Origin of the sequence: Lysobacter hankyongensis, from assembly GCF_039543145.1 — a bacterium.
Classification (GTDB): domain Bacteria; phylum Pseudomonadota; class Gammaproteobacteria; order Xanthomonadales; family Xanthomonadaceae; genus Lysobacter_I; species Lysobacter_I hankyongensis.
In genome coordinates, this window is record NZ_BAABJE010000023.1 from 79,075 (window position 1) to 91,555 (window position 12,481).

Annotated in this window: 9 protein-coding genes; 4 read left to right on the top strand and 5 right to left on the bottom strand. The window is 67.2% G+C overall.

What is annotated here, in order from left to right:
- Window positions 1–119: 119 nt before the first annotated feature.
- The 3 genes from ABD974_RS17495 to ABD974_RS17505 form a co-directional block, all read right to left on the bottom strand.
- Entirely contained in the window at window positions 120–3,263 is a 3,144-nt protein-coding gene (locus tag ABD974_RS17495) for a peptidoglycan-binding protein (RefSeq protein ID WP_345304629.1), read from the bottom strand.
- Window positions 3,264–3,313: 50 nt separating this feature from the next.
- A complete protein-coding gene (locus ABD974_RS17500) occupies window positions 3,314–4,078 on the bottom strand; it encodes a hypothetical protein (protein WP_345304630.1) in 765 nt (254 codons plus the stop codon).
- Between the two features lie 94 nt (window positions 4,079–4,172).
- On the bottom strand, window positions 4,173–6,623 hold the full coding sequence (locus ABD974_RS17505; RefSeq protein ID WP_345304631.1) for a peptidoglycan-binding protein: 2,451 nt from the start codon (window positions 6,621–6,623) through the stop codon (window positions 4,173–4,175).
- 1,047 nt (window positions 6,624–7,670) lie between these two features.
- On the opposite strand from ABD974_RS17505, the gene ABD974_RS17510 reads away from it, so the two are divergent.
- The 3 genes from ABD974_RS17510 to ABD974_RS17520 all read left to right on the top strand — a co-directional run bounded on the left by ABD974_RS17510 (window position 7,671) and on the right by ABD974_RS17520 (window position 9,531).
- The gene (locus ABD974_RS17510) at window positions 7,671–8,441 is read left to right on the top strand and encodes an SDR family NAD(P)-dependent oxidoreductase (RefSeq protein WP_345304632.1); all 771 of its coding nucleotides are present in this window, start codon (window positions 7,671–7,673) and stop codon (window positions 8,439–8,441) included.
- 122 nt (window positions 8,442–8,563) lie between these two features.
- Complete coding sequence (gene yeiP, locus ABD974_RS17515) at window positions 8,564–9,130, top strand: elongation factor P-like protein YeiP (protein ID WP_345304633.1); 567 nt, start codon at window positions 8,564–8,566, stop codon at window positions 9,128–9,130.
- Window positions 9,131–9,138: 8 nt separating this feature from the next.
- On the top strand, window positions 9,139–9,531 hold the full coding sequence (locus ABD974_RS17520) for a hypothetical protein (RefSeq protein ID WP_345304634.1): 393 nt from the start codon (window positions 9,139–9,141) through the stop codon (window positions 9,529–9,531).
- A 49-nt stretch (window positions 9,532–9,580) separates the two neighbouring features.
- Here the strand turns inward: ABD974_RS17520 and ABD974_RS17525 are convergent, their stop codons facing one another.
- Window positions 9,581–10,171, bottom strand: coding sequence for an NUDIX hydrolase (locus ABD974_RS17525; protein WP_345304635.1), 591 nt, complete (start codon window positions 10,169–10,171; stop codon window positions 9,581–9,583).
- 175 nt (window positions 10,172–10,346) lie between these two features.
- Between ABD974_RS17525 and ABD974_RS17530 the strand changes: the two genes are divergently transcribed.
- A complete protein-coding gene (locus ABD974_RS17530; RefSeq protein WP_345304636.1) occupies window positions 10,347–11,888 on the top strand; it encodes an amino acid permease in 1,542 nt (513 codons plus the stop codon).
- Window positions 11,889–11,971: 83 nt separating this feature from the next.
- Here the strand turns inward: ABD974_RS17530 and ABD974_RS17535 are convergent, their stop codons facing one another.
- The gene (locus tag ABD974_RS17535; protein WP_345304637.1) at window positions 11,972–12,316 is read right to left on the bottom strand and encodes a high-potential iron-sulfur protein; all 345 of its coding nucleotides are present in this window, start codon (window positions 12,314–12,316) and stop codon (window positions 11,972–11,974) included.
- Between the last annotated feature and the right edge of the window lie 165 nt (window positions 12,317–12,481).

Here is a 12,481-nt window from a genome sequence, read left to right on the forward strand (position 1 = left end):
GCCTGTCCGGTGGGAAACGCCTCGCCCGTCCGCAATCCGCGGACGCGGAGAAGCCGTCCCTGGCACCATACTCCGGCGTTTCCGAACCGTCATCGCGCATTCCGTCATCGCATTCGATTTCATGCGAGCAATGCGCCCCGCTGCGTGTTTTCGCGCTGCTGCGTCGTGTCCTGCGCCGGCGCCTGCGGCTGGTTCTGGGTGTTCTGCTGCATCAGCTGCGTGCTCTGCTGCACCGTCTGCTGCACCGCCTGTTCACGATCCACGTACACCCGCTTGTTCGTCGGATCTTCCAGGCCGCCCTGCACCGCGAAGAAACCGGCGTTGTTCCCGCCCGCCTTCACGTGGTCGATCTGGCTCAGGCCCGACACCTTCGCTTCGAACGCGATCGTCGCCGCCGCGTTCTCGCGCTCCTGCGCATTCTTGAACGTCCCCGCCGGCATCTGTTCCAGACCCTTCATCGCCTGCTGATACAGCGCGTTGTCCGGGTGGTTCGGATTCGACAGCTTCGGCGACTGCTCCGCCTTCGACAGCGCTTCCAGCGTCTTCGGACCGGCGATCCCGTTCGGGTCCATGCCGTTCTCCTTCTCGAACGCCTTCAGCGCGTGCGTCGTCGCCGCGTCGAAGGTCCCGTTGGTCGGAATCGGCTGGCCGTCCGGGCCGCGGAAGCCCTGGTTGTTCAACATCGTCTGCAGCTTCGCCACCTCGGGGCCGGTCGACCCCTGCTGCAGGACGCCTTCGCTCGCCGTCATGCTCGCCGGAATCGTCGCGTTCGGCTGGGTGGGCGTGTTCGGCTGCGGCTCGGGCGACGCGTCGGCTTTCCGCATCTCCTCCACAGGCGGTGTGCGCGAAGGCGGCACCGACTCGGAAGACGCATCGATATTCGACGCAGCGGCAGCGCGCACGGGTTCATTGAGTTTGCCCAAGGTCTCGGGGCCCGCGATGCCATCCACCCGCAACCCGTTCTGATGCTGGTACAGCGTGACGGCGGCCTCGGTGAGCGGGCCATAGATGCCATCAACCGGAATATCCAACCCCATGCGCTCGTTGAGGCGCTCCTGGATCTTCCGCACGGTCTCTCCACGATCGCCGTCCTGATAAATACCGGTCAGGGGCTCTGGTGCAGGGGGCGGGCTTGGCGGGGCGGCCTCCTCCTGCGGCGGCCTTTGTGGCGGCCCTTCCAAAACAGGCGCCTCATCCGCCTTCGGCGGCACCGGAGGCGCGGGAGAATCCTGCGGCGGCGCAGGCGACTCCGAGGTCGGCGGCACAGGCGGAGCTTCTTCCTGTGGCGGGGGCCCTTCCAGAACCGGCGCCTCATCCACCCCAGGCGGCACCGGAGGCGCGGGAGCGTCCTGCGGCGGCGCAGGCGACTCCGACGTCGGCGGCAGAGGCGGAGCTTCTTCCTGTGGCGGCTGGCCATCCGGAACCGGCGCCTCATCCGCCGTCGGCGGCACCGGAGGCGCGGGAGACTCCTGCGGCGGCACAGGCGGGCCAGCGTCTTCCTGGGGCGGCGGCGATTCCGACGACGGCGGCACAGCGTCCTCCTGCGGCGGCTGCGGTGACGTTTCCTCCGCTGGCGGTGCCGTCACGGGTTCTTGACCCGGATAAATGCCCAGCGACTTCAGCGTGTCCGCTCCGGCGATGCCGTCGACACCAAGGCCCTCCCGCTCCTGGTACTTCCGCACGGCGTCTTCGGTCATGTCGCCGAAGTCGCCGTCCGCCTTCAATGGCTGCCCTTCCTCGTCGCGGATACCGGCTGCGTTCAGCGCTTCCTGCAAGCGCCTGACGTCCGCGCCCTGATCACCATGATCCAGCAACGCGCGCGGCGGAGCGTCGAGATACTTGCGCGGGTCGACCGCACTACCGTTCTCGCGTGTTTCGAAATGCAGATGGGTGTCACCTTCATCGGGCGTATTGCCGCTGCGGCCCATCGTGCCGATGACCGTGTTTTCGTCGACCTTCTGGCCGACTGTCACATTGATCGTGTCCAGATGCAGATATCGACTCGTCAATCCGTCGCCATGGTCGATGACGATGTAGTTGCCGGCATCGGGGTGGCCCTCCGTGACCTGAATGACTTCGCCCGGGCGGAAAGCCTCGATCGGATCCCCGATCTCGCCGACGATATCGATGCCTTTGTGCTCGCGTTTGCCGCCGTCACGGGACTCACCGAATTCACCCCCGCCCTCACCGGGTTGGTCCTTGGTGTTGATGACGTAGTTGCCCGGCGCCGGCCAGTTGCTGCCGCCGGCTTCGACGGGGGCTGCCTCGACGGGGGCTGCCTCGACGGGGGCTGCCTCGACGGGCGCTGCGTCGACGGGCGCTGCGTCGACGGGGGCTGCCGCTTCGGTCGGTGCCACTTCAGCGGGCATCGCCCTCAACTCATCGTAGATTCCGAGCGCAGTCAGCGTGTCCCTTCCAGCCTTGCCATCGACGTCGAGCCCCTGCTGCGCTTGATACTGGCGCACCGCGTCGCGGGTTTTCCCGCCGAAGTCGCCATCGGCCTGCAGCGGTTCTCCATCGGCGTCGCGGATGCCGGCATCGTTCAGCGCCTGCTGCAGGCGCGCCACCGACTCGCCATGCTCGCCGTGCTCGAGCATGCGATCGCGCATCGGGTCGATCGTCAGATAGGTCTGGGTTCTCTCGAAGTCCGGCACGAAGTGCTGGTCGAAACCGTCGTTGTTGCGGGCGATATCGTCGTAGTACTTGCCGGTGGTCGTGCCGAAATCATCCGCGACGTTGCCGCGCCCCTGGGCGGCATCGATGGCACCTTCGTATCCACCCAGATGGCGGGCCTTGAGAAAGCCGGCGACCACATTCGGCGGAGTGTCGGCGTTGAGCACCCCTTCGCGCACCGCCGTATCGTAGGTCGCGCTGGAAACGGTCTGAAACGCCTGATCCTGCATCTCGGCGGACGCGAGGTACTTGTCGAGGCTGAGATCGTTGTTCCAGTTCGCGGGATCATTCAGGAATGTCTTCATTCCGCCATCCACGCCCCAGTCCCATTCGCTCTCGAAGCCGGAGGCCGCGAGCGCCGCCTGGTACTTCTCGCGATCCACCAACCCCGCTTCGACCAGCCAGCCCGCACCCGCCTGATAACGTCCGTAATAACCATAGCCGTTGTGCGCATCGAGATTGCCGCCGTAACTCTCGGTATCGACCACGGACGCGATCAGACGCCGGGTCCAGGCATCGTCGAGGCTGCCGATGGTACCGGCGGCGTAGTCGTTCGCGGTCTGTACGGATTTTTCAGGATGCTCGGCCATTTCGTTCTCTCGTTGCAATCACTGTGTGGTCGATCTGCAGTTGATGTGGATCAGTGGGAGACGCAGCCCATATCGGCGATGCGCGCATCCGGACGAATGCGGGTGAATTCATACGTGGTATAGCCGGGGCCGAGCTTGCCTGTGTCGGAGTCGGCGTTGCCTTCCATGTAGATGGGCGCTGCCGGACCCAGGTGCAGTTCGTAGAAAGCGGTACCGCGGCGGTTGGCGCGACGCGTGCCATAGACGCGGGCGCAGCGATCGGCGATCAGCTTCAAGCGCACGTCATCGCCGAGTTGGGCACGGATCGCAGCTTCGTAGTCGGTGGACGGCCTGAATTTGCGGAATGCGACGGACTCGACCGATTCGCGCCCGATGAGGGTGATGCCGGCCTGATCCTCCGATGCGACGTCGGACGGACGAGTCGCGGTATCGGTCCATGGCAGTTTGCCGGTGCGCGTGCGGGTATCTTCGGCACCGTATGCGCCGGGCGCCGGAACCGGCTCGGTTTGGTGCCAAGTCACGCCGGCAAGGCGCCCGAAGACGTCCCATCCGCGCGGGCTCGCGACGAAAGCATCCAGAGCGGCGCGCACTGGCTTCTCATCGATCGGCGACGATGGCGACGGCTCCGCATCCGGCAGCACGACAGTCTCCGCGACAGCAGTGGCAGAGGCTGCCGCACTTGTAGCGGGAGTCGGCGTCGCGACCGACGTCGACCCGCGCTCGCAGGCCGACAGTGCGAAGCACAGCGACAGCAAGGCCGTGAAGCGCGCGGGAAGCGGATGGCGGATGGAATCGGAAATCATATGGAACTTCATGGGGTCCTCGTGGAATCGCATGCGTCGTGGGTGTTCGCGCTCTGCCCTGTATCGACACGGCGGCAAACCGTTCCCTGCAACATGACCCATACGATCAGGCCGTCATGACACCTCGGCTGCGCTGTTCCTGCTGCGGATCGGACGGACCGTGCGGCTGCGCGAGCTGGCGGGCCATCTCGCTGCTCTGCTGCACCGTCTGCTGCACCGCCTGTTCGCGATCCACGTAAACGCGCCTGTTCGTCGGATCTTCCAGACCGCCCTGCACCGCGAAGAAGCCGGCGTTGTTGCCCGCAGACTTCACGTGGTCGATCTGACTCAGGCCCGACACCTTCGCCTCGAACGCGATCGTCGCCGCCGCGTTCTCGCGCTCCTGCGCATTCTTGAACGTGCCCGCAGGCATCAATTCCAGTCCCTTCATCGCCTGCTGGTACAGCGCGTTGTCCGGGTGATTCGGGTTGGACAGCTTCGGCGATTGCTCCGCCTTCGACAGCGCTTCCAGCGTCTTCGGACCGGCGATCCCGTTCGGGTCCATTCCGTTGTCGCGCTCGAACGCCTTCAGCGCGTGCGTCGTCGCCGCGTCGAAGGTGCCGTTGGCGGGAATCGGCTGGCCGTCCGGGCCGCGATAGCCCTGGTTGTTCAACATCGCCTGCAGCTTCGCCACTTCGGGGCCGGTCGAACCCTGCTGCAGGATGCCTTCACTCGCCGCCACGTTCGCGGGAATCGTCGCGTTGGGCTGCTGCGGCGCATTCGGCTGCGGCTGCGTGGGCTGGGGCTGGGTCGGGGTGTCGGCGCGCGGCTGCGTCGGTTGCGGCGTGGCCTGCTCGGGTTGCGCGGGCGTCGGCGTCTCCGCTTTCGGCTGCGCAGGCGTTTGCGTCTGGCCCGGGAAGATGCCCAGCGCCTTCAGCGTGTTCTCGCCGGCCTTGCCGTCGACTTCCAGGCCCTTCTGTTCCTGATACCTGCGCACCGCCGCTTCGGTCTTGTCGCCGAAATAGCCCGTCGTCGGCAACGGCTGGCCATTCTCGTCGCGGATGCCGGCCTTGTTCAGCGCGTCCTGCAGGCGGCGCACGCCTTCGCCGCGTTCTTCCTTCAACAACAGCGTGTCGCCGATCCCGCCGCTCTGCCCCGGGGTCGCCCCGTTTTCCGTGCGCGCGGGCGGCGTCTGACCGCGGTCGAGCGCGCGATGGAACGCCAGCCGTTCGTTGTAGTAATCGACGGCCTTGTCGACGGTGTAACCGGCCTGCACCTGACCGTAGGGCGAACCCGGCAGCGACGCCCATTCCTTGCCGCCGCGTTCGATCGCGGTGCGGATGTCGCCGTTCTGCAGCGGCGCCATCACGCCGCGATAGTTCATCTTCGCGACCGCGATGCGATCCTGGCTCTCGGGCGAGAAATCGTCGATTTTTCCGTCGTAGCGCTTGCGCATGTCGTCGACGTCGACCTGTTTCATCTGATAGCGGCCGACGTTGTAGCGCAGCTCGTCGCGCGGCAGGGTGCCGTTGTCGGCGATCGCGGATTCGGGCATCAGGCCGCGGCTGCCGGCCACGCCGTTGCGCTCACGATAGCCGGCGGGCGAACCGTCGGCGTTGAGCGACTGATGCACTTCCTTCCAGGCCACGAGATCGAGATACGCGCGCACTTCCGGCGACTGCGACTTGAGGAACTCGCTGGCGGCGAAGTTCGCCTTCGCGTCCGGGTTGGCCGGCGTCTGCGACTGCGGCGTCTGTGCTTGCGGCGTCTGCGGCTGAGGCGTCTGCTGCGGCTGCGGATCGGCGGTCTGCGGACGCGGCGGCTGCGTGCCCTGCTTCAGGCCGAGCGCGGTCAGGGTGTCGTTGCCGGCCTTGCCGTCGACTTCCAAACCTTTCTGTTCCTGATACTTCCGCACCGCGGCTTCGGTCTTGTCGCCGAAGTAGCCCGTGGTCGGCAGCGGCTGGCCGTTCTCGTCGCGGATGCCGGCCTTGTTCAGCGCGTCCTGCAGGCGCGTCACCGCATCGCCGCGCTCGCCGTGCTTCAGCACGCCGTCGGCCATCGGATCGGCATTGACCGCGCCCGTTCCCGGACGCACAGCGCCGTTGGATTGGATGCGGCCACTGGTGATGTCGTTGATGTAACGCTCGAAGACGGCCGCGGGCGCTTCGACGTGCGCATGCACCGATCCCGGGCTGCCGACATCGCCCATGCGCCCCATCGGCTGGCCGTACTCGATCCGGCTGCCGTTCGCCGGCTGGCTGCCGCGCGCCATGTGCAGGGACTGCGCGAGCACCCGGCCGTTGTCGTCGACGATCTGCACCGTGTTCCAGTCGTCGTTGAGCACGCGGATGGTGCCCGACGCCGGCGCCGGAATCGTCGGCGGGTCGATGATGAAGTCCTTCTTGACGTGCGGTTCGGTGCGGTTGCGGGTGCGCACCTCTTCGAGTTCGCCGTCGATGGTGCGGTATTCGCGCCCCGCTTCGCGGCCGCTGCTGGGGTGGTGCTTTTCCAGATCGCGATAGCTGTTGACCCGCTCGACGCGGTTGCCGACGCTTTCGGTGATGACGTAATTCGGCATGACGTTCTCTGCTCCGGAAGGATATCGATGCGACCCGGGAATGCGGGTCGCGTCCATGAACTCGATGGTCTGCGACGATGACGCGGAAAGACGTGAAAAATACGGACGCGCGATTCGTACGGGACGGGCGACGCTGGCGAGACGGGGGGAATCCGTTTCGCGAGGCGTGCGGACCGCACCGCGTCGGCACGGAAGACGGAACGATCGCGGTGGCTGTCGGCAGCGCGGCGCATCGTGCGCATGAACGCCGACCCTCGATCCGCGACCGTCGCGACCTCAGTGCGCGACGACGGAAGAATCGCGGTCCGCGCCCATCGGACCCCTGTCCCGCAGGGCTGCGGCGATCTCCCGCGACACGCACGGCCACGCATCCCCAAGACAACGGGCATGGCGTGCGCGGAAGCGCCCGGTCCGCGATGGCCGGCTCGGGCGGGGGACGCCGGAGCGCAACGCTGGACCGACCCGGACGGAGACCGGGTGCGAGGGCTGGGAGGGGTGGGCGAAAACGTGGGCCGGCGCCGGCGCGCTGGCTGGGCCGCCCATCACGGGCGGCGCGGCCGAGCCATGCGGGCTCGAGCCGTGGAGGCCTGGGGACACAGGTGCGGCATCCGCCGTCCCGGTGTTCCGGATGCCCGGGGACGGACGCCCCGGGCGATGTTCGGCAGTGGCCACTGCCTGCAGTCTCGTATCAGCCATGACAGCTTCCTCGTTGGATACGACTGGGTGAATTGGGTTGTAGGTGCTGCGGTGACGCGGAATCGGTGAACCTGTCTTGCGCGTTCGGCGCCTGTATAGCACGACCTCCGCGGAAATGTCGCGGGCCTTCCGCGCGCCATGAACCTGGTACCGCGCGGGTGGTTCGGATCGCCCTGACCGCAGGAATGTGCCGCAGAGGCTTGATTCGCAAGACCGCGCCCGAGGGTCGCCGCCGATGCCTCCCGGTGTCATCGTCATCGCCCGCGATCGACCCGTCTTCGCATGCCGTCCGACGGGCGGTCGGGAGCCCCTGCGGTAAAATCGATCTTTTCGCGCCCAGGGATCGCCCGCATGCAACTCTCCAACGCCCGCGCCATCGTCACCGGTGGCGTCTCCGGCCTCGGCTTCGCCGTCGCCAGACACCTCGTCGCCCATGGCGGCAAGGTCGCGCTGTTCGATCTCAACGACGACAAGGGCACCGCCGCCGTCGCCGAACTCGGCGCAGCCAACGCCCGCTATTTCCGCACCGACGTCAGCGACGAAGCCGGCGTCGCAGCCAATGTCGCCGCGGCGAAGGGTTTCCTCGGCGGCCTGAACGCAGCGATCAACTGCGCCGGCATCCTCGGCGCCGGCCGCGTGCTGGGCAAGGACGGCCCGATGGCCCTGTCGCAGTTCCAGGCCACCGTGATGGTGAATCTCGTCGGCAGCTTCAACGTCGCCAAGGCCGCCGCGGACCTCATGCAGCACAACGAGGCCGGCGTCGACGGCGAACGCGGCGTGATCGTCAACACCGCGTCGGTCGCGGCCTACGAAGGCCAGATCGGCCAGGCCGCGTATTCGGCCAGCAAGGGCGGCGTGGTCGGCATGACCCTGCCGATGGCGCGCGAACTCGCCCGCTTCGGCATCCGCGTGATGACCGTCGCCCCGGGCATCTTCTGGACGCCGATGGTCGACGGCATGCCGGAGTCGGTGCAGCAGTCGCTGTCGGCCTCGATCCCGTTCCCGTCGCGACTGGGCAGGCCGGAGGAATTCGCCGATCTCGTCGCCTACATCCTCGGCAACCCCTATCTCAACGGCGAGACCATCCGCCTCGACGGCGCGACGCGTCTCGCGCCGAAGTGACGACAGGATGTCGTCACACCGGACAGCACGTGGACGTGCGTTGATCCGGGGTCAGGCCTCTTTCGAACATTCATCCTCCGCAACCATTGGATTCCGGTTTTGACCGGAACGACGAGATCAACATGAAGGCTTACGACATCAAGAAAGGCAACGTCGTCGAACACAACGGCACCGTGTACCAGGTGCGCGACATCGAGCGCAGCTCGCCGCAGGGCCGCGGCGGCAACGTGAAGTACCGCTTCACCATGTACAGCGTGCCCGGCGGCAACAAATACGACCTCAGCGTCGGCGCCGAGGACGATCTGAAGGAAGTGGAACTCGCGCGGCGCCAGGCCACGTTCTCGTACAAGGACGGCGATGCCTTCGTGTTCCTCGACGACGAGGACTACACCCCGTACATGCTCGACGCCGACGTCGTCGGCGATGGCGCGGGTTACATCACCGACGGCCTCGCCGGCTGTTACGTGCAGGTGATCGACGACGCGCCGGTCGCGCTGCAGTTGCCCCAGAGCGTGGTGCTGGAAGTCGTGGAAACGCCGCCGGAACTCAAGGGCGGCACCGCGACCAAGCGCCCGAAACCCGCGCGCCTGAATACCGGCATCGAAATCCAGGTGCCCGAATACATCGCCAACGGCGAGAAGGTGTGGGTGAACACGGTCACCGGCGAATTCGGCGGTCGCGCGGAATAAGCGTGTCGATGCGCGCGCTCGCCGCACTCTGCGCGCTGTGCCTGCTGGGCGGCTGCGCCGCCCGGCCGTTCGCGGCGTTCGAGGATCCGCGCCCCGAGGGCCGGATGAGCCTGCGCGAGCGTTCGCAGTGCGAGCCGCCGGAAACGCAGCCGGGCTGGTGCGATTTTCCGCATGAAGTTCGCGTGTTCCTCGAACGACGCGAAGGCTGCGACCACTTCCGCGGCGAGCCGGTGCCGGACGCCGCCGGCGATCCCGGCGGCACGCGCCGTCGCCAGATCGAAACCGCGCTGCGCGAGCTGTGCACCGGCACGGATGCGGAGCTGGCGCGGCTGCGTACGCGCTATCGCAAGGATGCGTCTGTCGGCGCGGCGCTGGAAACGTTCGAAAGCGATATCGAGTAAGCGCCGCGCGATTCGTTCGCAACCACAGCCGATGCCGATCAGGCATCGGCTAAACGTGTTTGCTCACCCATTTCATCGCCATGCGGACAATCGACGGATCGATGCCGGGCTCGGCCGGCAGCGCGTCGATCTCCCGCCACGCCAGCGCGTGCGATTCGTCGCTGACCGCGAAGTCGTCGCTGCCGGTCGCGCGCACGATGTAGCGCACGTCGTAGTGCCAGTGCCCGGGCACGTCGCCGCGTTCGGGAATCCAGTGCCGATCGAGATCGAAGATCTCCGGCTCCACCGCCAGCCCAGTGAGTCCAGACTCCTCCTCCGCTTCGCGCAGCGCGACCGCGGCCAGATCGCGGTCGCCATCGGCGTGGCCGCCCAGTTGCAGCCAGCGATCGAGTTTGCGGTGATGGGTCATCAGCAGGCGACGACCTGCGGCATCGACCAGCCAGGCCGAGGCGGTGAAGTGCCCGGCGAGTCGTTCGCGGCGGAAGGGGTCTTCGCTGCCTGACCGGTCATCACCGGGCCGCTCGACATCGGCGAGCAGCGCGGCGAATTCGACCGCGGCCTCCGCTTCGTCGGGCCAGACCTGCGCATGACGTGCGAAGGCGGCGCGCAGGGACGATACGGTGGCGTCTGGGAGAGTCATGCTGCGCTGCACCAGCGGAAGGCGGGGGCGGATTATCGCCGGAGTCGCCGTGCGATGCCCGGCCAACCGCCTCGTCCGCGGCTTGTGCCACGGCGGAGGGCCCGGTATGTTCGCCGGGTTGTCTCGCCGGCGGTACTCCCGCCGGCGACCGTCGCGACCACCCGGAGAGTTCTCAATGCTGTTCCAGCGCAAGAAGCCGCTCGACCTGATTCTCGCCACCGCCGAAAAGCGCTCGCTCAAACGCCAGCTCGGCGCCTTCGACCTCACCATGCTGGGCATCGGTGCCGTCATCGGTACCGGCATCTTCGTGCTCACCGCGGTGGCGGCCAACAAGGCCGGCCCGGGCATGATGTATTCCTTCATCATCGCCGGCGTGGTCTGCGCGCTCACCGCGCTGATCTATTCCGAAATCGCGGCGATGGTGCCGGTCTCCGGCTCCGCCTACACCTACTCCTACGCGGTGCTGGGCGAACTGGTCGCCTGGATGGTCGGCTGGGCGCTGATCCTCGAATACGCGGTCGCCGCCGGCGCGGTCTCGGTCGGATGGTCCGGGTATGCCAACGGCTTCCTCGCATTCCACGGATTGGGGCTGCCCGACTTCCTGACCGCGGGTCCGTTCTACACCCAGCACGTCGACGGCAACACGTCCGTGCACATGGTCGACGGCGTCACCCACAAGGGCGGCTTCAACCTCATCGCATTCCTGCTGGCGCTGCTGGTCACCTGGCTGCTGGTGATGGGCACCTCGAAGTCCGCCAAGGTCACCGCGGTGCTGGTGATGATCAAGATCATCGCGCTCGCGGCCTTCATCGCGCTGGCCTTCCCGGCCGTCGAAAGCGCCAACTTCTCGCCGATGCTGCCCAACGGCTGGGGCACGCCGCTCTCGGGCGTGGGCGTCCTCGGCGCCGCCGCCTCGATCTTCTTCGCCTACGTCGGTTTCGACGCAGTCTCGACCGCAGCGGAGGAAACCAAGAACCCGAACCGCAACATCCCGATCGGCCTGATCGGCTCGCTGGGCATCTGCACCGTGTTCTATCTGCTCGTCGCCTATGCGGCGGTCGGCGCGATGGGTGCGCAGCCCGGCGGCCTGTTGTCGCAGAGCAAGGAGCCGCTGGCCTTCATCCTGCGCGAGATCGGCTGGCCCAAGGTCGGCGATCTGGTCGCCGGTGCGGCCATCCTCGCGCTGCCGTCGGTGGTGCTGATGATGATGTTCGGCCAGACCCGCATTCTCTTCACCATGTCGCGCGACGGTCTGATGCCGGAGAAGTTCTCCAAGGTGCATCCGAAGTACCACACCCCGCACGTGGTGACGTGGACCACCGGCCTGTTCGTGGCCTTCTTCGCCGCCCTGTTCCCCGTGGACATCCTGGCCGACATCTCGAACGCCGGCACCCTGTTCGCGTTCTTCATGGTGGCCGCGGGCGTGATGATCCTGCGCAGGACGGACCCGGGCCGCGCCCGTCCGTTCCGCACCCCGCTGATCTGGGTGGTCGGTCCGCTGGCCATGGGCGGCTGCGTGCTGCTGTTCTTCAGCCTGGGCTGGAACCCCACCATCAAGTTCTTCTGCTTCTGGGCGGTCATCGGCCTGATCGTGTACTTCCTGTTCGCCCGCAAGCGCAGCCATCTGGCGCCCGGCAACGAAGCCCTGCTGCACGGTGGCGGCGAGAAGCTGGCGGCGGATCCGCTGGTGCAGGAAGGCCCGAATACCGGCCCCTGATTCATGGCCCCGGCAAACGAAAACGGCGCGGTTTCCCGCGCCGTTTTTTTTCGCCCGTCGAAGCGGGCCGTCGGCAGGCTGCCTCAGGGTTTCTTGGCCCAGGCGCTGCACCAGCCCTTGGACACGACGCTGTTCTTCGGGAACAGGGTGCAGGGGCCGCTTGCGGCGCCCTTCGCGCCCTTGAAGAAATTGCAATTGGCGCAGCTGCTGCCGGGCTTGAACGCGGCGTGCTTCACCTTGGTCGCGTCCTCGGCGTAGGCGAGCGCCTTCGCGGTGGGATCGGTGGCGGCCAGCTTCGGCAGCGGCTTGGCCGCGGCCGGCGCCGGGGCGGCGGCATTGGCGTCGAGCGAGCGCAGCGCCAGCGGCGCGGACGCCGCGGCGACGACGGCGATGGTCAGGAAACGGCGGCGGGAAGCATCGTGTGACATGGCGGAGTTCCGTGCGTGGGGTGATGGGAGGAGTATGGGACCCGGTGCGCGCATCGTCCTTGCGCTGGATCAAGCGCGCCAGCGGGATGCGGCTGGCGCAGGGCGCCGGATGCGCCGAATGCTAGCAATCGCCCGAAAAACAGGGCGAAACGCGAATTGTTCGCA